We start from the raw sequence: 23,569 nt of genomic DNA, 5'->3' as shown, positions 1-23,569 counted from the left end.
GCTGATGCTGGTGATTTCCAACAATGTCCATTTGCCGGACGCCGAGATCGAATTGACTGCCATCCGTGCTCAGGGTGCGGGTGGACAGAACGTCAACAAGGTTTCCAGTGCCGTGCACCTGCGCTTCGACATCAACGCTTCGTCGCTGCCGCCGTTCTACAAAGAACGGCTACTGGCGTTGAGCGACAGCCGGATTACCAGCGATGGCGTGATTGTGCTCAAGGCCCAGCAATACCGGACTCAAGAGCAGAATCGCGCCGATGCGTTGCTGCGCCTGAGCGAACTGATCGTCAACGCTGCCAAAGTCGAAAAGAAACGCCGCCCGACCCGCCCGACCCTGGGCTCCAAGACCCGTCGGCTGGAATCCAAGAGCAAACGCGGCTCGATCAAGGCCGGGCGCGGGAAAGTGGATTTCTGAGGTGTTTTTCAGCCTCGTGCCACTCCGGAGCGCTCAGCGTGATACACAGGTCCTGACAAGCTTAGAGACGGTGTAGAGCGGACCGGGCGACGCTTCGCTTGTCCGCGAGCTGTGTGTTTTGTAGGAGCGGACTTGTCCGCGAAGAGGGTGGTACATTCTCAAAAAACTTGTCGCTCCCACCATAGCCTTCGCGGACAAGTCCGCTCGCACACAAGCTAAGCGTCGCCCGGTTGTTCCTACGCCCTTCGGGCAGAAACCTGAAAAACTCCGCTTTCCGGGCTCTTCAGGACCTGTATGACTATGAGTATGAGGCATCACTGGCGCAACGCCTGCGCCTGCTTGTACAGATAAACGCTCAACCCCAGCCCGGTGAGTGATGCGAGCGCCGCGAACAGGAAGATCGACACAAAGCCGAAGCCGGCGGCAATTGCGCCGGCCAGCGGGCCGGTGATGCCCAGTGACAGGTCGATGAACAGCGAGTACGCGCCTACTGCCGCGCCGCGACTGGAGGCCGGGACCAGGTTCACCGCTTCCACGCCCAGCGCCGGGAACACCAGCGAGAACCCAAAGCCGGTCAGTGCTGCGCCGGCCAGCGCCAGGCCGGGCGTCGGTGCCATCCACAGCAGTAGCAGCCCCAGCGTTTCCACCGACAAGCAGACAATCGCTACCCGAAAACCGCCCAGGCGGTTGATCAGGTTGCCGAACAGCAAGCGTGCGGCAATAAAACTGCCACCGAACAGGGTCAGGCACAGCGCCGCATTCGGCCAGTGATTGCTGGCGTAATACAGGGTGATGAACGTCGCGATTGTACCGAACCCGATACCGCCCAGCGCCAGGCCCATGCCATGCGGAAACACCCGCCCCAGCACGTGCATGAACGGCAGCCGTTCGCCTTGCACGATGGGCGCGGCTTGCTTGTGCCAAGTCAGATAAAGCCCCAGTGCGCACAGCAGCATAATGCTCACGCCGACGGTCCAAAGGCCGAGCGAGTCAACCATCCACACGCCCAATGGCGCGCCGATGGCCAGTGCGCCGTAGCTGGCAATACCGTTCCAGGAAATCACTTTGGCGGTGTTCTGCGCGCCGACCCGACCGATGCCCCAGCCAATCGAGCCCGAACCGACCAGACTTTCCGCGCTGCCGAGAATCACCCGACCGATCAGCAGAATCACCAGGCTCGCCATTGGCCAGCTTTCCAGCCAGATCGGCACCAGCATGAACACGCCGCTCACCCCGCATCCGGTCAGGCCGATCTGCACGGCTTTCTTGCTGCCCAGGTTGTCGATGATGCGGCTCGCCCATGGCCGGCTGATCAGCGTCGCCAGGTATTGCACGCTGATCACCAGCCCGGCGATCACCGCGCCGAAGCCCAGATCGCTGTGCACATAGCCGGGCAGAACGGCGAGCGGAATACCGATGTTCAGATAGCCGATGAAGGTAAACATCACGATGGAAACGACGGTTCGGGTAACGGCCATCGGGGTTTGCGGCGCGGTGTGCTGTGTCTCGGGCATGGGGCAGGCTTTCGTTCTGTGTACGCATGGCTTTCGAGCGGGCAGGGGAAACCCTTAGCAAGCTCTCGAAGTGCTTATCATACCGACGCATCGAGCGGTGCAGGTGCTACAGACGGAAATAAACCTGAAGAGGCTCGATGAGCGAGGGGTTATTCAGACGCTGGCGCCACGAGCTGTGTGGTCACGAGTGCGGCAAGAGCGTTTTCCTGCGTCCCGAAACGTGCGAGCAGGGCGCTCTGTTTTTCCGGGCTGAGGCGTGACCAGATTTCGATCATTTTCTCGGCAGTGCCAATCAGGGCATTGGCTTGGGTTTCAGTGAAGTCAGTCATAAATCTGCGGTTTGCCTGTTGCTGGTGTTTCAGGCGTATTGAAAATCGGCAAAACCGTTTTTCGATACGCCTGAAAACAATCGCCGTCAGTCTTTGCTGCCGGCTTTCTGGCTGTCTTGAGCCGAGGGTGCTGTTTTCATTGCGGCAGGTTGACCGAGCTCTTGCTGAGCCAGAATCGACTGCTGTGGTTCCTGTTGGCTTGGTGGGAAGTTTGGAATTTCGTGCATCGTCATCGCTCCTCGCAAGGTAGTGCAGAAAGAACCGTGCTTTAAAAAGCAGGGGCAGGATACCCCACTGAAAATGACAATCAGGATATTTTTTTACCCTGATTGCGCCTGTCGGGAAACAAAATCTAGTTTTCACTGTCCCGGCTTTCACCTTGCGAGGTGCTGTACAGCTTGATTCTATTGGGCTGGCCCGCTTGAGCACGGCTCATTGCGCTGAAAAAATTATTTTCGGCCTTCTGCGTCCTTGGCCACTTCATCGGTGCGCGCGGCCATGATGAAGTCGTTGCGATGCAGCCCTTTGATCGAATGGCTCCACCAGGTCACGGTCACTTTGCCCCATTCGGTGAGCAGGCCTGGGTGATGGCCTTCTGCTTCAGCGATTGCTCCGACGGCATTGGTGAACGCCAGTGCACACTTGAAATTCTTGAACAGAAATACTTTTTCCAGTTGCATCACGCTGTCGCGAACTTCGATGTTCCAGTCCGGGATCTGCTTGAGCAACGCCGGCAGTTCGGTTTCGCTGACCTGCGGGGCATCGGCGCGACAGGCTTCGCAGTGGGCTTGATTCAAGGTGCTCATAAACAGGGGGTCCTTTTCAGATACCTGGCTGCGGTCAGGCCGCGTGGCTATTGGTTTTCGGTGGAAATTTGGGCGCGTGCAAACCCGACTGCATCCCTTGTTCGACCAGCGCCATAATGTCTTCCTGGGCCAGATCGAACAGGCGCTTCAGGTTTGGCAGGACAAAATACACGGGCTGCAGAATATCGATCCGATAGGGCGTGCGCATGGCTTCCAGCGGATCGAAGGGCTGATGCTCCGGCGCTGAAGACACACTGTAGACTGCCTCTTTCGGTGAAGAAAGAATGCCACCGCCGTAGATTCGCCGCCCTTGGGGAGTATCGACCAGGCCGAACTCGATGGTCATCCAGTACAGCCGCGCCAGATAGACCCGTTGCTCTTTAGTCGCGCTCAATCCGAGTTTGCCGTAAGTGTGGGTGAATTCGGCAAACCATGGGTTGGTCAGCAGCGGGCAGTGGCCGAAGATTTCGTGAAAGATGTCCGGCTCCTGCAAGTAATCCAGCTCTTCTTCGCTGCGAATGAACGTCGCCACTGGAAAGCGCTTGCTGGCCAGCAGTTCGAAGAATGTCTGAAACGGAATCAGCGCGGGCACTCGCTCTACCTGCCAGCCCGTGGCTGCGCCCAGCACTGCATTGATTTCGCCCAGCTGCGGGATGCGATCAAGAGGCAAGCCCAGTTGCTCGATGCCGTCCAGGTATTCCTGGCAGGCGCGGCCTTCGATGATCTTCATCTGCCGGGTAATCAGGGTGTTCCAGACCGCGTGCTCTGCCGCAGGGTAATCAATGAAACCCGAGGCGTCCGGCTCGCGTGCCACGTAGTGCGTCTGGGCCATGCTGATGATCCTCGATCAAGGGTGTTGTTCTGGTAAGGCCTGAACGTAGAAATAACCTACTTTGGGCGGGGCTTCAGCGTGCAGAGGCTTTTGGATCAGCTTCATGGCACTCAATTTCGTAACGAAAACTTTACGAATGTTTTTCTTGAGGATCGGATCCTTAGCCGAGCAGCCCTGCATTGAGCTGTGCTGTAACGTAATGTTGACGCTAAACTTCAGCGCACGACAAAAAGCCAGAGCGAATCACTCATGCGCATCAAGGTGCATTGTCAAAACCGGATCGGCATCCTTCGCGACATCCTCGATCTGCTGGTCGCCTATGGCGTCAATGTGGCGTGCGGCGAGGTGGGCGGCGAACATGGCGATGCGATCTATCTGCACTGCCCGAATCTGATCAACCTGCAATTCCAGGCCTTACGACCGAAGTTCGAAGCGATCACCGGCGTGTTCGGGGTCAAGCGCGTCGGGCTGATGCCCAGCGAGCGGCGGCATATGGAGCTGAATGCCTTGCTCGGTGCGCTGGAATTTCCGGTGCTGTCCATCGACATGGCCGGCGCCATCGTGGCTGCCAATCGCGCCGCTGCGCAGTTGTTGGGCGTGCGGGTCGATGAAGTGCCGGGGATTCCGCTGTCGCGCTACGCCGAGGACTTCGACCTGCCCGAGCTGGTGCGCGCCAGCAAGTCGCGCATCAATGGCCTGCGGGTCAAGGTGCGTGGTGATGTGTTTCTGGCCGACATCGCGCCGTTGCAATCGGAGCACGATGACAGCGAGGCCATGGCTGGTGCTGTTTTGACCCTGCATCGCGCTGATCGGGTCGGCGAGCGCATCTATCATGTGCGCAAGCAAGAGCTGCGCGGCTTCGACAGCATCTTTCAGAGTTCGAAAGTCATGGCTTCCGTGGTTCGCGAAGCGCGGCGTATGGCACCGCTGGACGCTCCGTTGCTGATCGAAGGTGAAACCGGCACCGGCAAGGAGCTGCTGGCTCGCGCCTGTCACCTCGCCAGCCCGCGCGGTCAGTCACCGCTGATGGCGCTCAACTGCGCCGGGCTGTCGGAGTCGATGGCCGAGATCGAGCTGTTCGGCTATGACCCGGGGGCTTTCGAGGGCGCGCGGCTGGAAGGCCGGCTCGGGCTGCTGGAGCTGACTGCAGGCGGGACGCTGTTTCTGGACGGCGTGGGCGAATTGAGTGCGCGCATGCAAGCCAAGCTGCTGCGTTTCATTCAGGACGGCAGCTTTCGTCGCGTGGGCAGCGACGAAGACATGTTTCTCGATGTGCGGGTGGTGTGTTCGACCCAGGTCGATCTGTCGGAGCTGTGCGCCCGAGGCGAGTTCAGGCAGGATCTTTACCATCGGCTCAACGTGTTGTCGTTGCACATACCGCCGTTGCGCGACTGCCTGGACGGCCTGGAACCGTTGGTGGAGCATTTTCTCGATCACGCCAGCCGCCAGATCGGTTGCCCGCTGCCGGGCATAGTACCTGCGGCCATCAAACGCCTGAGCCAATACCACTGGCCCGGCAACGTCCGGCAACTGGAAAACGTATTGTTTCAGGCCGTGTCACTGTGCGAGGGCGGCAAGGTGCAGGCCGAGCACATTCGGCTGCCGGATTACGGCGTGCGCCCGGGGCTGGCCGATGTTTCTCTGGACGGGGATCTCGACGCGATTGTCGGGCGTTTTGAAAGGTCGGTGCTGAAGCAGTTATATGCACAGCACCCCAGCAGTCGCCAATTGGCAAAACGCCTGGGCGTGTCTCATACAACGATTGCCAATAAGTTGCGCGCCTATCAAATAAGCCAGGAAGCCAAATAAGCCGAATCACGCAAAGAAGAAAAAACGGATAAGCAGACTGTCAGTCGAATACATGACAAACAGCGCCCGGCATGCGCCTCGCCGCTGGATCTGCGAGGCGTCGTGCATCCGTTACAACGGTGCGAACCATCAACCGTTGCTGCAGCCGTTGCCCATTACCTGATAGCTCATGATGTGCCGCGCGCCTTGCGAGTCTTCATAGATCATGCGCGCCGGCACCACTGCGCAGACACTGGGGATCTGGCTGGTGGAGATCACTCGGGCGATGTCCAGATGAGTGCCGTAAGTATATTGCTCGACCCGGGCCTGTTGCGCAGCCACTTTGGTCTGCGATTCTTCGGCCATCGCCAGGCTGCTGATACCGCACAGTGCCAATATCACTAATGAAGCTTTCATTGCGTTTTTACCTTTTTGAAAGTGAGCGCGGCCGCATCACGTTTTTGACGTCATGTGCGAACTCTGTCTGATAAGTTTTCTGATCCAGAACAACGCTGCGTGGGGGCAACTGATGTTTGCCTTGCTGGCGGAACGAATTCTATGCCTGTTGCAAGACTGCATCTATAAAGGCTTTGGATAAGCGCTTTCATCAAAACGGTAATAATCGGGGAGCAGCTTGCAGCTCACAGTTCACTAGCTTGCCGCCCCGGCCCCGCCCGGTAATACCAACGTCGAATGGTTCCTCGGGGGGGGGCGGGATACAACGTGTGCATAAAACAACAACTATCCACCGAGGTAACCAAGATGAGTGCAGCTTCCCTGTACCCCGTCCGCCCAGAAGTCGCAGCGACTACGCTGACGGATGAGGCGACCTACAAGGCCATGTACCAGCAGTCGGTGGTCAACCCGGATGGTTTCTGGCGTGAGCAGGCTCAGCGACTCGACTGGATCAAACCCTTCAGCGTCGTCAAACAGACCTCGTTCGACGATCACCGTGTCGACATCAAATGGTTTGCCGATGGCACGCTGAACGTTGCCTATAACTGCCTTGACCGCCATCTGGCCGAGCGCGGCGACAGCATCGCGATCATCTGGGAAGGCGACGACCCCTCCGAGCATCGTGAAATCACCTACCGCGAGCTGCACGAAGAAGTCTGCAAATTCGCCAACGCCCTGCGTGGTCAGGACGTGCACCGTGGCGACGTTGTGACTATTTACATGCCGATGATCCCCGAGGCTGTGGTCGCCATGCTGGCGTGCGCCCGGATCGGTGCCATTCACTCGGTGGTATTCGGTGGTTTCTCGCCGGAAGCACTGGCGGGCCGCATCATCGATTGCAGTTCCAAAGTCGTCATCACGGCCGACGAAGGCCTGCGTGGCGGCAAGAAGACCGCGCTCAAGGCCAACGTCGACCGCGCGCTGACCAACCCGGAAACCAGCAGCGTGCAGAAGGTCATTGTCTGCAAGCGCACCGGCGGCGAGATCGAGTGGAACCGTCACCGTGACATCTGGTATCACGCGTTGCTCGAAGTGGCTTCCAGCACCTGCGCACCGAAGGAAATGGGCGCTGAAGAATCGCTGTTCATTCTCTACACCTCCGGCTCGACCGGTAAACCCAAGGGCGTGTTGCACACCACAGCAGGCTATCTGTTGTACGCCGCGCTGACTCACGAGCGCGTGTTCGACTACAAACCCGGCGAAATCTACTGGTGCACCGCTGACGTCGGCTGGGTCACCGGGCACAGTTACATCGTTTATGGGCCGCTGGCCAACGGCGCGACCACCTTGCTGTTCGAAGGCGTGCCGAACTACCCGGACATCACCCGCGTGTCGAAAATCATCGACAAGCACAAGGTCAATATCCTCTACACGGCCCCGACCGCGATTCGCGCCATGATGGCCGAAGGCACCAAGTCCGTCGAAGGCGCGGACGGTTCCAGTCTGCGTCTGCTGGGTTCGGTTGGTGAGCCGATCAACCCGGAGGCCTGGGGCTGGTACTACAACACGGTCGGCAAGCAGAACTGCCCGATTGTCGATACCTGGTGGCAGACCGAAACCGGTGGCATTCTGATCAGCCCGCTGCCGGGCGCTACCGCGCTGAAACCGGGCTCGGCCACCCGGCCGTTCTTCGGCGTGATTCCGGCGCTGGTGGACAACCTGGGCAACCTGATCGAAGGGGCAGCCGAAGGCAACCTGGTGATTCTCGATTCCTGGCCGGGCCAGTCGCGCACGCTGTACGGCGATCACGACCGTTTCGTCGACACCTACTTCAAGACCTTCCGTGGCATGTATTTCACCGGTGACGGAGCGCGTCGCGACGAAGATGGCTACTACTGGATCACCGGGCGCGTGGACGACGTGCTCAACGTCTCCGGCCACCGTATGGGCACGGCCGAGATCGAAAGTGCGATGGTCGCCCACCCGAAAGTCTCCGAAGCTGCAGTGGTCGGCGTGCCGCATGATCTGAAGGGGCAGGGCATCTACGTTTACGTCACCCTCAACGCTGGCGAAGAGCCGAGCGACGCACTGCGCACTGAACTGCGCAACTGGGTGCGCAAGGAAATCGGCCCTATTGCTTCGCCGGACTTCATTCAGTGGGCCCCTGGCCTGCCGAAAACCCGCTCGGGCAAGATCATGCGCCGCATCCTGCGCAAGATCGCGACCTCGGAATACGATGCGCTGGGCGACATCTCCACCCTGGCCGATCCAGGTGTGGTGCAGCACTTGATCGAAACGCACAAAACCATGAACGCTGCCTGATCCATTCAGCGTCAGTTGCGCCCCGTCCGGTGAAAGCCGGGCGGGGCGTTTTTGTATCCGGGCGCGGCGCTGGCCGGAAAACGAGATATATATCGGGTTGTTACGGGTTTACACGGTGTGGACAAGGAGTGCTTCCTTGTAGGACGTGTTCCTCGTTTCGTGCGCGAAAATACGTCGAATCCAGGTGAATTTTTGGCAGGCGAAAGGCCGGGCTTGCCGGATCAGAAGGGTTTGCCAATAATGGGCGCGCTTCTTGCTGCATCAGCCGGTTAAGTCATCGCTCAAAGATCAGGTGAAACCTTTACCGTCAATAGGGTAAAGTGGCTTTTCCCGTGGTTCTGTAACTAGTTGTCGCATTGAAGAAATATCGACTTCGAGCCTGTCGTTAAAATGCCCCTCATTCGCCGAGGGCTGCGGACTGCCAATGTGCTGTCCCACGTCTGGCGTCGTTCTCTCCGAGATAGTCCTTTCGCACATTGGGCGCTTGCTCACTTTGCCACTTGTCGTGCTTCACCGATGGAGTTCTTGAAATGAAAAAGCTCATGCTTATTGGCGCGCTGGCGTTGTCCGTGCTTGCCCAGCCGATTTTCGCTGACGAAAAACCGCTGAAAATCGGTATCGAAGCGGCTTACCCTCCATTCGCCTCCAAGGCCCCGGATGGCAGCATCGTCGGTTTCGACTACGACATCGGCAATGCGCTGTGCGAAGAAATGAAGGTCAAGTGCACCTGGGTCGAGCAGGAATTCGACGGCCTGATCCCGGCGCTCAAAGTGCGCAAGATCGACGCCATCCTGTCGTCGATGTCCATCACCGACGACCGCAAGAAATCGGTGGATTTCACCGGCAAGTACTACAACTCTCCAGCGCGTCTGGTGATGAAGGACGGCACCACGGTCAGCGACAGCCTGGCTGAACTCAAGGGCAAGAAGATCGGCGTGCAGCGTGGTTCGATCCACGAGCGTTTCGCCCGTGAAGTGCTGGCTCCGCAGGGTGTCGTTGTGACCCCTTACGGTTCGCAGAACGAAATCTACCTGGACATCGGTGCAGGTCGTCTGGACGGCACCATCGCTGACGCCACGCTGCTGCAGGACGGTTTCCTGAAAACCGACGCAGGCAAAGGCTATGCATTTGTCGGCCCGTCGTTCGCTGATCCGAAATACTTCGGTGACGGCATCGGTATCGCCGTGCGCAAAGGTGACAAGGCCAACCTTGACCGCCTCAACGCTGCGATTGCCGCGATTCGCGCCAACGGCAAGTACAAGGCTATTCAGGACAAGTATTTCGACTTCGATATCTACGGCAAGTAATTCGCTGCAACGAGATGGCGCAAGCAGACCCTGGCTTGCGCCATTTTTATTCCACGCTTGAGGACCGCACATCATGTTGAAAGGTTACGGGGCTGTCATCCTCGAAGGTGCATGGCTGACATTGCAGCTGGCCCTGTCGTCGATGGCTCTGGCGATCGTTCTCGGTCTGATCGGCGTGGCGCTGCGTCTGTCGCCGGTGCGCTGGATCGCCTGGCTGGGCGATTTGTACAGCACGGTGATTCGCGGAATACCGGATCTGGTCCTGATCCTGCTGATTTTCTACGGCGGTCAGGACTTGCTCAACCGCGTCGCGCCGTTGCTGGGTTTCGACGACTACATCGACCTCGATCCGTTGCTGGCCGGTATCTGCACCCTGGGCTTTATCTTTGGTGCGTACCTGTCGGAGACATTTCGCGGTGCTTTCATGGCGATCCCCAAAGGTCAGGCCGAGGCAGGCATGGCGTACGGTCTCAGCAGCGGCAAAGTGTTTTTCCGCATTCTGGTGCCGCAGATGATCCGTCTGGCGATACCCGGCTTCACCAACAACTGGCTGGTGCTGACCAAGGCCACCGCGCTGATTTCCGTGGTCGGCTTGCAGGACATGATGTTCAAGGCCAAGCAGGCGGCCGATGCCACCCGCGAACCCTTCACCTTCTTTCTGGCGGTTGCAGCGATGTACCTGGTGATTACCAGTGTGTCGCTGCTCGCTTTGCGTTATCTGGAAAAACGCTACTCGGTAGGCGTCAGGGCGGCTGACCTATGATCTTCGACTACAACATGATCTGGGAAAACCTGCCGCTGTATTTCGGCGGTTTGCTGACCACCCTCAAGCTGCTGGCGATTTCCCTCGCCTTCGGGTTACTGGCCGCGTTGCCGCTGGGCCTGATGCGCGTCTCGAAAAACCCGTGGGTGAACCTGCCGGCCTGGCTGTACACCTACGTGATTCGCGGCACGCCGATGCTGGTGCAACTGTTCCTGATCTATTACGGGCTGGCGCAGTTCGACGCGGTACGTGAAAGCTTCCTCTGGCCGTGGCTGTCTAGCGCAACTTTTTGCGCCTGCCTGGCATTTTCCATCAACACCAGCGCTTACACCGCCGAAATCATCGCCGGCAGCCTCAAGGCCACGCCGGCGGGCGAGATCGAGGCGGCGCGGGCCATGGGCATGTCGAAAGCCAAGATGTATCGCCGCATTCTGCTGCCGTCGGCCTTGCGCCGGGCGCTGCCGCAGTACAGTAATGAGGTGATCATGATGTTGCAGACCACCAGTCTGGCCTCCATCGTGACCCTCATCGATATCACCGGCGCGGCGCGGACGATCAACGCGCAGTTCTACCTGCCGTTCGAGGCCTACGTCACCGCAGGCGTTTTCTATCTGTGCCTGACCTTCATTCTGGTGCGGCTGTTCAAGATTGCCGAACGCCGCTGGCTGGGCTACCTCGCCCCAAGAAAGGCCTGACATGCAAAGAATCGATCATGTATTGCCGTGGAGTACCCTTGGCACCGAGCGCACACTCAGTGTCTTTCGATTTGGTACCGGCGAGCGCAAAGCCTACATTCAGGCCAGCCTGCATGCAGACGAGTTGCCGGGCATGCGCACCGCCTGGGAACTGAAAAAACGCCTGACCCGGCTGGAGCAGCAGGGTGCGCTGAAGGGTGTGATCGAGCTGGTACCGGTCGCCAATCCGCTGGGCCTGGGCCAGTTGCTGCAAGGCGCGCATCAAGGACGCTTCGAGTTCGGCAGCGGCAAGAACTTCAACCGTGACTTCACCGAATTGAGCGAGCCGGTCGCCGAATTGCTGGAAGGCCAACTGGGCGATGACCTGCGCGCCAACACCCGGTTGATTCGTCAGGCGATGACCACTGCGCTGGAAAATCTGCCCGCAGCGCAATCCGAGTTGCAAGGCATGCAGCGCATTTTGCTCAAGCACGCCTGTATCGCCGATGTGGTGCTCGACCTGCATTGCGATGCCGACGCCGCATTGCACATGTACGCCTTGCCACAGCACTGGCCGCAGTGGCGTTCGCTGTCGGCGCACCTGAATATTCAAGTGGCGTTGCTGGCCGAGGATTCCGGCGGCAGCTCGTTCGATGAAGCCTGCTCGCTGCCGTGGCTGCGTCTGTCGCGGATTTTTCCGCAAGCGCAGATTCCGCTGGCCTGCCTGTCGACCACCATCGAGCTGGGCGGTCAGGCCGATACCGGCAAGCCGCAGGCGCAAGCGCATGCCGAGGGCATTCTGGCGTTTCTGGCCGAACAGGGCTTCATCAGTGGCGACTGGCCAAAGCCCGCGCACGAAGCCTGCGAAGGCATGCCGTTCGAAGGCACTGAATTGCTTTATGCGCCGCATCCCGGTGTGGTGACGTTCCTGCGTGCTGCCGGCGACTCTGTGGAAGTCGGCGAGCCGTTGTTCGAGGTCATCGATCCGCTGTCCGATCAGGTCAGTACCATTTGCGCGAATACCGCCGGGGTGTTGTTCGCCATCGAGCGGCTTCGCTACGCTCAACCCGGTTTCTGGCTGGCCAAAGTGGCGGGGCGCACCGCGTTGCGTCATGGGCGTCTGCTCAGTGACTGACCGTTCTATGAGAACCGAAAGCATGAACAAACTGGAAGTGCAGGACCTGCACAAGCGCTATGGCAGTCACGAAGTGATCAAAGGCGTGTCCCTGACTGCCAGGGCTGGCGATGTCATCAGTATCATCGGCTCCAGCGGTTCGGGGAAAAGCACTTTCCTGCGCTGCATCAATCTGCTCGAGCAGCCGCATGCCGGCAAGATTCTGCTCAACAACGAAGAGCTGAAGCTGGTGCCGAACAAGGACGGCGGCCTCAAGGCTGGCGATGCCAAACAGCTGCAGCGCATGCGTTCGCGGCTGTCCATGGTGTTTCAGCACTTCAATCTGTGGTCGCATATGACCGCGCTGCAAAACATCATTGAAGCGCCGGTTCACGTTCTGGGCGTTTCGAAGAAGGAAGCACTGGAAAAGGCCGAGCACTATCTGGCCAAGGTCGGTGTCTCGCATCGCAAAGATGCTTACCCAGGGCACATGTCCGGTGGCGAGCAGCAGCGTGTGGCGATTGCCCGCGCGCTGGCGATGGAGCCCGAAGTGATGCTGTTCGACGAGCCGACCTCGGCGCTCGACCCGGAGCTGGTCGGTGACGTGCTCAAGGTCATGCAGGGCCTGGCGCAGGAAGGCCGGACCATGGTGGTGGTGACCCACGAAATGGGCTTTGCCCGCGAAGTGTCCAACCAGTTGGTGTTTCTGCATCAGGGTGTGGTGCTGGAGCGTGGCGATCCGCGTGAAGTGCTGGCCAACCCGCAAACCGAGCGTTTGCAACAGTTTCTGTCCGGCAGCCTCAAGTGACGATCGGCATCGCCGGGCGGTGCCTTTTTACAGCAGAACAGGGCATGCTGCGCGGCGCGCAACCTGACCTGGATGTTCCAGATCGAGCCCTTTATTGCGGGCTTGGCTTTTGCGGCAATACGTAGCGGATGTCCCAATGACTGCCCATCGAATCGGTTTCCTTGTCTGGCCCGGCACCAAAGCCCTGACCCTGGCGCTTGCCGAGGAAGCCTTGCGCGTTGCTCAGCGGGTTCATCCTGAGGTGGTCTATGAGCTGGCGTTTCTGCAAGCCGAGGCGGGTGAACCTGCGGCGGATGCCGGTGCCTGGCAATTGCCGGGCAAACCCTGGGCAGGCCAGTTGGACGGCTTTCAAAAACTGTTTCTGCTGGCCGACGAGCCACCCGCTTCGGTGGCCCCGGCGCTGGGCAGTGCGATCAAGCAATTGGTGCGCGCAGGTTGTTCGATTGGCGGACTGTCGGCGGGGGTTTATCCGCTCGCGCAGTTGGGCTTGCTGGATGGCTATCGCGCTGCCGTGCACTGGCGCTGGCAGGATGACTTCGCCGAGCGTTTCCCGAAAGTCATTGCCACCAGCCATCTGTTCGACTGGGATCGCGACCGCCTCACCGCCTGCGGTGGCATGTCGGTGCTCGACCTGCTGCTGGCGGTATTGTCTCGCGATCATGGCGCGGAGCTGGCCGGTGCAGTGTCTGAAGAACTGGTGGTCGAGCGCATTCGCGAAGGCGGCGAGCGCCAGCGCATTCCGCTGCAGAATCGCCTCGGCTCCAGCCATCCGAAGCTGACCCAGGCCGTGCTGCTGATGGAAGCCAACATCGAAGAGCCGCTGACCACCGACGAAATTGCCCAGCACGTGTGCGTATCGCGCCGTCAACTGGAGCGGATCTTCAAGCAGTACCTCAACCGCGTGCCCAGCCAGTACTACCTGGAACTGCGCCTGAACAAGGCGCGCCAGATGCTCATGCAGACCAGCAAATCGATCATCCAGATCGGCCTGTCCTGCGGATTCTCGTCAGGACCGCATTTCTCCAGCGCCTACCGCAACTTCTTCGGCGCCACACCGCGTGAAGACCGCAATCAGCGACGCAGCAGCAGCCCGTTCGAGCTTTCGCCGGTGCCTGCCGAGCGCGGTTGATTTCGCCGTTGTAACAGATGCGTTGCCTCGGCAGCGCAGGTCCAGACACCCACGCTCAATCTGTTTAAACTGCGCCTTTGTGACGCAATATGTCGCATTGCCGAAAACCTTGAAAAAACCCGGTTTTGCGCTGTAACAAGTTGTCGCCTGGCGGCAAGGCCGAACAGAATTCAGTCCTTACAATCTTCCCATCGCTCGCCAGTTTCAGGCAGGCGTTCCTCATCAGGAGACTCCGATGTCCGTTGAGCATGCTGCGGTGCAACGCGCCGATTTCGACCAGGTAATGGTCCCCAATTACGCTCCAGCCGGGTTCATCCCTGTGCGCGGTGCGGGCTCCCGGGTCTGGGATCAGGCGGGGCGCGAACTGGTGGATTTTTCGGGCGGGATCGCCGTCAACGTTCTGGGCCACTGCCATCCGGCGCTGGTCGGTGCCTTGACCGAGCAGGCCAATAATCTCTGGCATGTGTCCAACGTGTTCACCAACGAGCCAACCCTGCGGCTGGCGAAAAAACTGGTGGATTCGACCTTCGCCGAGCGGGTGTTCTTCTGTAACTCCGGTGCCGAAGCCAACGAAGCCGCCTTCAAGCTGGCGCGTCGTGTGGCGCACGACCTGTACGGCCCCGAGAAGTACGAAATCATTGCTGCGGTCAACAGCTTCCACGGCCGCACCTTGTTCACCGTGAGCGTCGGCGGCCAGCCGAAGTACTCCGACGGTTTCGGGCCGAAGATCACCGGTATCAGCCATGTGCCGTACAACGACCTTGAAGCGCTGAAAGCGGCCGTGACCGACAAGACCTGCGCCGTGGTGCTCGAGCCGATTCAGGGCGAAGGCGGCGTGTTGCCGGGCCAGCTCGACTACCTGCAAGGTGCACGCAAACTGTGTGACGAGCACAACGCACTGTTGGTGTTCGACGAAGTGCAGAGCGGCATGGGCCGTAGCGGCCATCTGTTTGCTTACATGCATTACGGCGTGACCCCGGACATTCTTTCCAGCGCGAAAAGTATCGGCGGCGGCTTCCCGCTGGCGGCCATGCTGACCACTGAAAAACTCGCCAGGCACTTCGCCGTCGGCGTGCACGGCACCACGTATGGCGGCAACCCGCTGGCCTGTGCGGTGGGTGAAGCAGTGATCGACGTCATCAACACACCCGAAGTGCTGGCTGGCGTACAGCGCAAGCATCAACAGTTCAAGACCCGTCTGGAAAGCATCGGCCAGCAATACGGCGTGTTCACCGAAGTGCGCGGTCTGGGCCTGTTGATCGGTTGCGTGCTGTCCGAGCCCTGGAAAGGCAAGGCCAAGGACATCTTCAACGCCGCAGAAGCCGAGGACCTAATGATTCTGCAAGCCGGTCCTGACGTGATTCGTTTCGCGCCGAGCCTGGTGATCGAAGACGCGGACATCGAAGAAGGTCTGAACCGCTTCGAGCGCGCCATCGTCAAGCTGACGTCCTGATTCATCGGTTGTATTCCGGTGCCTGCCTCATCGGGCGGCACCGGACATTTTTCTGTGCTGTGCAGCCTGACGCTGCATGGCGCGTTTATCAAAGCGGTCGTAGCGTCCGGTCGATCTACAAGGAGTGGCACCATGCTGGTAATGCGCCCTGCGCAAATGGCTGATCTGGCCGAGGTCCAACGCCTCGCTGCCGACAGCCCTATCGGTGTCACGTCCTTGCCCGACGATGCTGGCCGCCTGACCGACAAAATCAGCTCGTCGGAGGCCTCGTTCGCCGCCGAGGTCAGCTTCAACGGCGAAGAAACCTACTTCTTCGTTTTAGAAGACAGCGAAAGCGGCAAGCTGGTGGGCTGTTCGGGTATCGTCGCGTCGGCGGGCTATTCCGAGCCGTTCTACAGTTTTCGCAACGAAACCTTCGTGCATGCATCTCGCGAGCTGAAAATCCATAACAAGATCCACGTGCTCTCCCAGTGCCACGACCTGACCGGCAACAGTCTGCTGACCAGCTTCTACGTGGTTCCGGAGCTGGTGGGCACGTCCTGGTCGGAACTCAATTCGCGCGGCCGTCTGCTGTTTGTTGCCAGTCACCCGGAGCGCTTTGCCGATTCGGTGGTGACCGAGATTGTCGGGTACAGCGACGAGCAGGGCGATTCGCCGTTCTGGGACGCCATCGGGCGCAACTTCTTCGACCTCAATTACGCCGCCGCCGAGCGCTTGTGCGGGCTGAAAAGCCGGACCTTTCTCGCCGAGCTGATGCCGCATTACCCCATCTACGTGCCCTTGCTGCCCGATGCTGCGCAGGAGGCCATGGGCCAGGTGCATCCGCGTGCGCAGATCACCTTCGACATCCTGATGCGCGAAGGTTTTGAAACCGATCATTACATCGACATCTTTGACGGCGGCCCGACCCTGCATGCCAAGGTGTCGGGGATTCGTTCCATTGCGCAGAGCCGTCTGGTGCCAGTCAAGATCGAGACTGCGAAAAGCAGCGACGTCGGCACAGGCGGGCGGCTGTATCTGGTCGCCAATGGCCTGCTGCAGGATTACCGCGCCGTGCTGCTGGAACTCGACTGGGCGCCCGGCCGACCGGTGGTGCTGAGCCTGCAAGCTGCCGACGCACTGGGTGTCGGTGAAGGTGCCAGTGTGCGGATCGTCGCGGTCTGAGCCTGACGTTCGATTGCTGATTAGCCAGTTTCAAGGCTCTCGATGAGCCGCTGAGGAGATACCATGATCGTTCGTCCCGTACGCAGCAGCGACCTGCCCGCGTTGATCGAGCTGGCGCGCAGCACCGGCGCCGGTCTGACCACCCTGCCTGCCAACGAGCAGCGCCTGGCGCACCGTGTCGGCTGGGCTGAAAAGACCTTTCGCGGGGAAGCCGAGCGCGGCGACGCCGATTACCTGTTCGTGCTCGAGGACGACGACGGGAACGTGGTGGGTATTTCTGCCATCGCGGGCGCGGTCGGTCTGCGTGAGCCCTGGTACAACTACCGGGTCGGGCTGACGGTCAGCGCCTCGCAGGAACTGAACATCTACCGGGAAATCCCGACGCTGTTTCTGGCCAACGACCTGACCGGCAATTCCGAGTTGTGCTCGTTGTTCCTGCACAGCGATTCGCGCAATGGCCTCAATGGTCGTTTGCTGTCGAAAGCGCGCATGTTGTTCATTGCCGAATTTCCGACACTGTTCGGTAACAAGATTATTGCCGAAATGCGCGGCATGTCCGACGAGAGTGGCCGCTCGCCGTTCTGGGAAAGTCTGGGACGGCATTTCTTCAAGATGGAATTCAGCCAGGCCGATTACCTGACCGGCGTCGGCAACAAGGCCTTCATCGCTGAACTGATGCCCAAGTTTCCGCTGTACAGCTGCTTTCTGTCCGAGGACGCGCGCAACGTGATCGGTCGTGTGCACGCTGATACCGAGCCAGCGCTGGCCATGCTCAAGGCCGAGGGCTTCTCGTATCAGGGCTACGTCGACATCTTCGATGCGGGGCCGGCCATCGAGTGCGAGACCGGTAAGATCCGCGCGGTAAAGGACAGTCAGACCCTGGTGCTGGCCATCGGTACACCGGGTGACGACGCGCCGCAATTTCTGATTTACAACCGCAAGCGTGAAGACTGCCGGGTGACCGTCGGTGCTGCGCGCTTTGCCGCCGGTACGCTGGTGGTCGACCCGCAAACGGCCAGACGCCTGCGCATGAGTGCCGGTGACAATGTGCGCGCGGTGCCGCTGTCTGCGGCGCGGGAGGGCATTTGATGAGTACGCTGTATATCGCAGGTGCCTGGCAGGCCGGGCAGGGCGAGCCGTTCATTTCGTTGAACCCGGTGACCCAGCAAACGCTGTGGTCCGGGCAAGGCGCGACGGCCGAGCAGGTCGAACAGGCCGTGCAGGCAGCACGCCAGACGTTTCCTGAGTGGGCACTTCGCTCGCTGGATCAGCGCATCGCCGTGCTGGAAGCGTTCGCGGCCAGCCTCAAGCAGCACGCTGACGAACTGGCGCAGTGCATCGGTGAGGAAACCGGCAAGCCGTTGTGGGAATCGGCGACCGAAGTGACCAGCATGGTCAACAAGATCGCCATTTCAGTGCAGAGCTATCGTGAAAGAACCGGCGAGAAGAGCGGTCCGCTGGGCGACGCTACGGCTGTGCTACGCCACAAGCCGCATGGCGTGGTCGCGGTGTTCGGGCCGTACAACTTTCCCGGGCACCTGCCTAACGGCCATATCGTTCCCGCGTTGCTGGCCGGTAATACCGTGCTGTTCAAACCCAGCGAACTGACGCCGAAAGTCGCTGAACTGACGGTCAAGTGCTGGATCGAGGCCGGGCTGCCTGCCGGTGTGCTGAACCTGCTGCAGGGTGGTCGCGAAACCGGTATCGCGCTGGCGGCCAATGCGGGGATCGACGGGCTGTTCTTCACTGGCTCGAGCCGCACCGGCAACGTGCTGCATCAGCAATTCGCCGGGCGCCCGGACAAAATTCTCGCTCTGGAAATGGGCGGCAACAATCCGCTGGTGGTCGATCAGGTTCAAGACATCGAAGCCGCGGTGTACACCATCATTCAGTCAGCGTTTATTTCGGCGGGCCAGCGTTGCACCTGTGCGCGTCGTTTGCTGGTTCCCGAAGGTGACTGGGGTGATGCCTTGCTGGCGCGACTGGTGGCGGTGAGTGCGAACATCGAGGTGGGTGCGTTTGACCAGCAGCCTGCGCCATTTATGGGCTCGGTGATTTCGCTTGAGGCAGCGCGCGCTTTGCTCGACGCGCAGCGCGACCTGCTCGCCAACGGTGCGGTGACCTTGCTGGAAATGCGCCAGCCACAGCCTGGCGCTGCGTTACTGTCGCCGGGCATTATCGATGTCAGCGCGGTGCCCGACAGGCTCGACGAAGAGCTGTTCGGTCCGTTGCTGCAAGTGATTCGCTACGCCGATTTCGATGCGGCCATCGCCGAAGCCAATGCTACTCGCTATGGGCTGGCGGCCGGTCTGCTGTCCGATTCCGCAGCGCGCTATCAGCAGTTCTGGCTGCAAAGCCGCGCCGGGATCGTCAACTGGAACAAGCAATTGACCGGAGCTGCCAGCAGCGCGCCGTTCGGCGGCGTCGGGGCCTCAGGCAACCACCGCGCCAGCGCCAATTACGCGGCCGATTATTGTGCGTATCCGGTCGCATCGCTGGAAACCGGCAGCCTGACCTTGCCAGCGACCTTGACTCCCGGTATCAGGCTGAACTGACAGTGCGCGCCACGATTGCTTATAAAAACAGATCCACGGAGCCTTGCCGATGAAGTCCTGTGAAGTGAATTTTGACGGTCTGGTCGGGCCAACCCATAACTACGGCGGGTTGTCCTACGGTAACGTCGCCTCCCAGAGTAACAGCCAGCAGAGTGCGAACCCGCGCGAGGCGGCGCTGCAAGGCCTGGCAAAAATGAAAGCGCTGATGGACCTGGGTTTTACTCAGGGTGTGCTCGCGCCGCAGGAGCGCCCCGACGTTGCCGGTCTGCGGCAACTGGGTTTCACCGGTAGCGATGCGCAGGTGATCGAAAAAGCGGCCCGTCAGGACATGCCGTTGCTGGTCGCCAGTTGCTCGGCTTCGAGCATGTGGGTGGCCAATGCGGCGACGGTCAGCCCCAGCGCCGACACTGCTGATGGTCGCGTGCATTTCACCGCCGCCAACCTCAATTGCAAATACCACCGCAGCATCGAGCACCCGACCACCAGCCGCGTGCTGGGGGCGATGTTTGCCGATGCGCGGCATTTTGCCCATCACCCGGCGTTGCCGCCCGTGGCGCAGTTTGGCGACGAAGGTGCGGCCAACCACACGCGCTTCTGTCAGGACTACGGTCAGGCCGGTGTGGAGTTTTTCGTGTTTGGCCGCAGTGCTTTCGACACCCGTTACCCCGCGCCGCAGAAGTATCCCGCGCGCCAGACACTCGAGGCGTCACGAGCCGTCGCGCGCCTGCACGGTTTGAGTGACGAGGGCGTGGTCTACGGCCAGCAGAACCCTGCGGTTATCGATCAGGGTGTATTTCACAACGACGTGATCGCGGTCGGTAATGGCGAGGTGCTGTTCTATCACGAGGATGCGTTTCTCCATACCGAGAAAATGCTCGGCGAGCTGCGCGATAAACTCGGCCGGGTGGGCGGGCAATTGCGGGCGATCTGCGTGCCGCGTGCCGACGTCTCGGTTCAGGATGCAGTGCGTTCGTACCTGTTCAACAGTCAGTTACTGTCGCGCGCCGATGGTTCGATGCTGCTGATCGTGCCGCAGGAATGCCAGGCCAACGCCACTGTCTGGGGCTACCTGCAACGTTTGATCGCCGATGAAAGCCCGGTGGCCGAGGTCAAGGTATTTGACCTCAAGCAAAGCATGCAGAACGGTGGCGGTCCGGCGTGCCTGCGCTTGCGTGTGGCACTCAATGAAGCCGAGCTGGCGGCAGTGAATCCGGGCGTGATTATGACTGCACCGTTGTACGAAACCCTGACGCAATGGGTGGACCGGCATTACCGTGATCGCATGAGTGAAAACGATCTGGCTGACCCGCGATTGTTGACGGAATGCCGGACGGCATTGGATGAACTGACGCAAATCCTTAAACTGGGCGCCGTTTATCCGTTTCAACTGAATTGAAACACCCTGCGCGTCGGGCAGCTGTCCGGCGCACGATTTTCTTGATAGAGAGCATTCCGATATGAGCGACGCCCTGCAACTGATCCTTGAAGACACCGACGGCACCCAGCTGGAAACATCCTGCACCCGCGTTGCCATCATCTGGCAGGGCAAGGAACTGTGGATTCAGCAGGACGGCCGTGGCCAGTTGCTGATCGGTGTTGACGTCGAGGAAGACGACGCCGAATACGCCAACCTGCTGTTGCGCCCGCTGGCGACCAATCTGGTCAGCCTGCAGCTGGAAATGGAACCGGCCGATATCGGCGCTGAAGAAGACGGTCACGTCCACGGTCCTGACTGCAATCACTGAGGAAACCCAGCATGCTCGCCCTCGGCAAACTGCTTGAACTGACCCTGGCTGGACGTGAGCCAGCGGAAAAGACTCAACTGACCGTCGACGGCGTGCGGATGCGCTGGCTGGGAGAGGGGGCTCTGGAAGTCCGCCCGCCAGAAGCTCGTGGCAATGGCACTGATCTGCTGCTGTCGGCCGGTATTCATGGCAACGAGACTGCACCTGTCGAGCTGCTGGACGAACTGATCCGCAGCATCGCGCGCGGAGATCTGAAACCGCGCGCACGTATTCTATTCCTGTTCGGCAACCCTGCCGCCATGCGGGCTGGCACACGGTATGTCGAGCAGGACGTCAACCGGCTGTTCAACGGTCGGCACGAGCAAAGTGATGGTGCGGAAGCCCTGCGCGCTGGCGAACTGGAACGCCTGGCGGCGAGTTTTTTCAGCGTGCCGGATCGTTATCGCCTGCATTACGACCTGCACACCGCGATTCGTGGCTCGAAGATCGAGCAGTTTGCGCTGTACCCGTGGAAAGAGGGGCGCCAGCACTCGCGTCGCGAACTGGCGCGGCTGCGCGCTGCGGGCATGAGCGCGGTGCTGTTGCAGAACAAGCCGTCCATCGTGTTCAGCGCCTACACCTACGAGCAGTTGGGGGCCGAGGCGTTCACGCTGGAGCTTGGCAAGGCGCGGCCGTTCGGCCAGAACCAGCAAGTCAACCTCGCGCCGTTGCGTATGCGTCTGGAGCAGATCATAGAAGGCACCGAGCCTGAGCTGGATGAGTGTCTGGAGGGGCTGCAATTGTTCAGCGTCGCCCGGGAAGTGATCAAGCGCAGTGACGCGTTCACCTTTAACCTGGCCGATGACGTGGAAAACTTTTCCGAACTGCAAAAAGGCTACGTGCTGGCCGAAGACGTCAGTGATTCACGCTGGGTGGTGGAAGAAGAGGGCGCGCGAATCATCTTCCCCAACCCGAAGGTCAAAAACGGCCTGCGGGCGGGGATCGTGATTGTGCCGGCTGATGCGAATGGGCTTGGCTGACGCTTCGCCTGTGTGGGAGCTGACCGGGCGACGTTCCGCTTGTCCGCGAACTGCCTGTTTTAGCGGGAGCGGACTTGTCCGCGAAGAGGTCCGGCCTGGCGCCCTCTGCTGCGCAGCATGTGAGCAATATGTTTCTGGGTTTATGCCTGAACAGGTCTCTTCAATGACCCAGTCGGTGTTTGATAGTCAGTCTTCGTGGACAAGTCCACTCCCACAGGTGCGAACGTTAAAGTGGGAGCGGACTTGTCCGCGAACTGCCGGGAACCGGCAGCAAAGCCAGCACATACGGTCCAACAGGTACAGCCGAAATGACCTGTTTCAGGGCCGCTTCGCAGCCGTCGTAAACTCCTGAATCTCCCACGCCCTTCGGGCAGAAGCCCCGCTCTGCGCGCTCATCTGGAATTGTGCATACCGACGAGCGCGCAGGGTCGATACCTTAGCAGGCCGCTTTGTGCTGTGCTTCCAGGCGACGCAGGCTGCGTACCTTGTTCAGGGTATCCGCGCAAGTCTTGGCCGCTTCTTCACCTTTGTGCACGAAGTGATCGAAGAAGAATTTCTGGTGCTCTTCGCCTGCGTGGAAGTGGTGTGGTGTCAGGACTACCGAGAAGACCGGTACTTCGGTTTCCAGCTGGACCTGCATCAACGCGCTGACGACCGATTGCGCAACGAATTCATGACGATAGATCCCACCGTCCACCACTAGCGCGGCGCCAACGATGCCTGCGTAACGACCGGTATTGGCAAGTAGTTTTGCGTGCAGCGGGATTTCGAAGGCGCCGCCGACTTCAAAGATGTCGATGTCACTTTCGGCATAGCCCTGATTGGCCATTTCAGCGATGAAGCCTTTACGGCTCTGGTCGACAATATCCTTGTGCCAGCAGGCCTGGATGAAAGCGACGCGTTCGTTCGAATGGCTTTTGCTTTTGCTGTCGATTGCAGTAGGTTGCACGTGTTCTGACTCCTGTTTATGAAAAAAACAGGGCATTTTGGATCGAAAGGGATTCAAGTCGCGTAGGAAAGCCTCCTGAACGATGTCGTTCATGATGAGGTTTTGCAGACGTTCTTGCAGACACCAATCCCGCTCTCTCTTCATCCGGACTATGACCGTCGGCCCTGGAATCACACCGGGTCTGCTGACCTTGCCGATCGCCAGCCAAAGCCGCGACCTCCAAGCGCTCGCGGGCTAGACGCATTGCGCGTCATTACCGCCGGTGGGGAATTGCACCCCGCCCTGAGAACGTTGCCGTCACGTTACGTGGCCGGCGGAGGATTTTTATCACAGATCCTCGTTACATGCATGGACACTTTCGTACGGTGCACCTGCCTTTTTCTTCTAAGGGAACGGTGTATCGGCAGCGGCGGCGCTTGATTATCATGTCCTGCGGCTTGAGTAATGCCTTGTTGCAAGCCAAAGGTTGCATGCATTATCGACC

General features: G+C 59.9%; 22 protein-coding genes and 1 riboswitch. Of the genes, 16 read left to right on the top strand and 6 right to left on the bottom strand.

Annotation, left to right across the window (positions count from 1 at the left end):
- Positions 1-4: 4 nt before the first annotated feature.
- Positions 5-418, top strand: a complete 414-nt coding sequence (arfB, locus tag BLT55_RS13570) for an alternative ribosome rescue aminoacyl-tRNA hydrolase ArfB (RefSeq protein WP_003314723.1) — start codon at positions 5-7, stop codon at positions 416-418.
- Between the two features lie 314 nt (positions 419-732).
- On the opposite strand, the gene BLT55_RS13565 is transcribed toward arfB, so the two are convergent.
- The 4 genes from BLT55_RS13565 to phhA all read right to left on the bottom strand — a co-directional run bounded on the left by BLT55_RS13565 (position 733) and on the right by phhA (position 3,899).
- Entirely contained in the window at positions 733-1,932 is a 1,200-nt protein-coding gene (locus BLT55_RS13565) for an MFS transporter (RefSeq protein WP_055001828.1), read from the bottom strand.
- Positions 1,933-2,081: 149 nt separating this feature from the next.
- Complete coding sequence (locus BLT55_RS13560; RefSeq protein WP_007251375.1) at positions 2,082-2,261, bottom strand: hypothetical protein; 180 nt, start codon at positions 2,259-2,261, stop codon at positions 2,082-2,084.
- Positions 2,262-2,710: 449 nt separating this feature from the next.
- Positions 2,711-3,067, bottom strand: a complete 357-nt coding sequence (locus BLT55_RS13555) for a 4a-hydroxytetrahydrobiopterin dehydratase (RefSeq protein ID WP_055001829.1) — start codon at positions 3,065-3,067, stop codon at positions 2,711-2,713.
- Positions 3,068-3,101: 34 nt separating this feature from the next.
- Entirely contained in the window at positions 3,102-3,899 is a 798-nt protein-coding gene (phhA, locus tag BLT55_RS13550; RefSeq protein ID WP_055001830.1) for a phenylalanine 4-monooxygenase, read from the bottom strand.
- Between the two features lie 249 nt (positions 3,900-4,148).
- On the opposite strand from phhA, the gene BLT55_RS13545 reads away from it, so the two are divergent.
- A complete protein-coding gene (locus tag BLT55_RS13545; protein WP_055001831.1) occupies positions 4,149-5,708 on the top strand; it encodes a sigma-54-dependent transcriptional regulator in 1,560 nt (519 codons plus the stop codon).
- A gap of 129 nt (positions 5,709-5,837) precedes the next feature.
- Here the strand turns inward: BLT55_RS13545 and BLT55_RS13540 are convergent, their stop codons facing one another.
- A complete protein-coding gene (locus BLT55_RS13540; RefSeq protein ID WP_055001832.1) occupies positions 5,838-6,104 on the bottom strand; it encodes a DUF2790 domain-containing protein in 267 nt (88 codons plus the stop codon).
- A gap of 345 nt (positions 6,105-6,449) precedes the next feature.
- Here BLT55_RS13540 and acs point away from each other — a divergent pair, with 345 nt between their 5' ends.
- The 14 genes from acs (at position 6,450) to astE (ending at position 22,136) form a co-directional block, all read left to right on the top strand.
- Positions 6,450-8,405 carry an acetate--CoA ligase gene (gene acs / locus BLT55_RS13535; protein ID WP_055001833.1) on the top strand — a complete coding sequence of 652 codons (1,956 nt, stop codon included), beginning with the start codon at positions 6,450-6,452 and terminating at the stop codon, positions 8,403-8,405.
- Between the two features lie 530 nt (positions 8,406-8,935).
- Positions 8,936-9,712: an ABC transporter substrate-binding protein gene (locus BLT55_RS13530; RefSeq protein ID WP_007251366.1), complete on the top strand. Its 777-nt coding sequence runs from the start codon at positions 8,936-8,938 to the stop codon at positions 9,710-9,712.
- Positions 9,713-9,785: 73 nt separating this feature from the next.
- Positions 9,786-10,475 carry an ABC transporter permease gene (locus tag BLT55_RS13525; RefSeq protein WP_002554442.1) on the top strand — a complete coding sequence of 230 codons (690 nt, stop codon included), beginning with the start codon at positions 9,786-9,788 and terminating at the stop codon, positions 10,473-10,475.
- A complete protein-coding gene (locus tag BLT55_RS13520) occupies positions 10,472-11,170 on the top strand; it encodes an ABC transporter permease (RefSeq protein WP_007251365.1) in 699 nt (232 codons plus the stop codon). Before BLT55_RS13525 ends, BLT55_RS13520 begins: the two co-directional genes overlap by 4 nt.
- A 1-nt stretch (position 11,171) precedes the next feature.
- On the top strand, positions 11,172-12,284 hold the full coding sequence (locus BLT55_RS13515) for a succinylglutamate desuccinylase/aspartoacylase family protein (protein WP_055001834.1): 1,113 nt from the start codon (positions 11,172-11,174) through the stop codon (positions 12,282-12,284).
- 22 nt (positions 12,285-12,306) lie between these two features.
- Entirely contained in the window at positions 12,307-13,071 is a 765-nt protein-coding gene (locus BLT55_RS13510) for an ABC transporter ATP-binding protein (RefSeq protein WP_054079650.1), read from the top strand.
- A 136-nt stretch (positions 13,072-13,207) separates the two neighbouring features.
- Complete coding sequence (gene argR, locus BLT55_RS13505) at positions 13,208-14,200, top strand: transcriptional regulator ArgR (RefSeq protein WP_007251361.1); 993 nt, start codon at positions 13,208-13,210, stop codon at positions 14,198-14,200.
- A 235-nt stretch (positions 14,201-14,435) separates the two neighbouring features.
- Positions 14,436-15,653: an aspartate aminotransferase family protein gene (locus BLT55_RS13495; RefSeq protein ID WP_055001835.1), complete on the top strand. Its 1,218-nt coding sequence runs from the start codon at positions 14,436-14,438 to the stop codon at positions 15,651-15,653.
- 132 nt (positions 15,654-15,785) lie between these two features.
- Complete coding sequence (gene aruF / locus BLT55_RS13490; protein WP_055001836.1) at positions 15,786-16,817, top strand: arginine/ornithine succinyltransferase subunit alpha; 1,032 nt, start codon at positions 15,786-15,788, stop codon at positions 16,815-16,817.
- A gap of 63 nt (positions 16,818-16,880) precedes the next feature.
- Positions 16,881-17,906, top strand: a complete 1,026-nt coding sequence (gene astA / locus BLT55_RS13485) for an arginine N-succinyltransferase (RefSeq protein WP_007251358.1) — start codon at positions 16,881-16,883, stop codon at positions 17,904-17,906.
- Positions 17,903-19,372: a succinylglutamate-semialdehyde dehydrogenase gene (gene astD, locus BLT55_RS13480; RefSeq protein WP_162234996.1), complete on the top strand. Its 1,470-nt coding sequence runs from the start codon at positions 17,903-17,905 to the stop codon at positions 19,370-19,372. Before astA ends, astD begins: the two co-directional genes overlap by 4 nt.
- A 49-nt stretch (positions 19,373-19,421) precedes the next feature.
- Positions 19,422-20,768 (top strand): N-succinylarginine dihydrolase, encoded by a 1,347-nt coding sequence (astB, locus tag BLT55_RS13475; protein ID WP_055001838.1) that lies wholly within the window; start codon positions 19,422-19,424, stop codon positions 20,766-20,768.
- Between the two features lie 61 nt (positions 20,769-20,829).
- Positions 20,830-21,117, top strand: coding sequence for a hypothetical protein (locus tag BLT55_RS13470; protein ID WP_007251355.1), 288 nt, complete (start codon positions 20,830-20,832; stop codon positions 21,115-21,117).
- A gap of 11 nt (positions 21,118-21,128) precedes the next feature.
- The gene (gene astE, locus BLT55_RS13465; RefSeq protein ID WP_055001839.1) at positions 21,129-22,136 is read left to right on the top strand and encodes a succinylglutamate desuccinylase; all 1,008 of its coding nucleotides are present in this window, start codon (positions 21,129-21,131) and stop codon (positions 22,134-22,136) included.
- Positions 22,137-22,572: 436 nt separating this feature from the next.
- Here the strand turns inward: astE and BLT55_RS13455 are convergent, their stop codons facing one another.
- Positions 22,573-23,085 (bottom strand): 6,7-dimethyl-8-ribityllumazine synthase, encoded by a 513-nt coding sequence (locus BLT55_RS13455; protein WP_007251353.1) that lies wholly within the window; start codon positions 23,083-23,085, stop codon positions 22,573-22,575.
- A gap of 127 nt (positions 23,086-23,212) precedes the next feature.
- Positions 23,213-23,379: riboswitch (FMN riboswitch) on the bottom strand.
- Between the last annotated feature and the right edge of the window lie 190 nt (positions 23,380-23,569).

The sequence above is a fragment of the Pseudomonas cannabina genome (assembly GCF_900100365.1).
Lineage (GTDB): Bacteria > Pseudomonadota > Gammaproteobacteria > Pseudomonadales > Pseudomonadaceae > Aquipseudomonas > Aquipseudomonas cannabina.
Note: the sequence above shows the minus strand (reverse complement) of the source record. Positions and strands in the feature narration are given on the sequence as shown.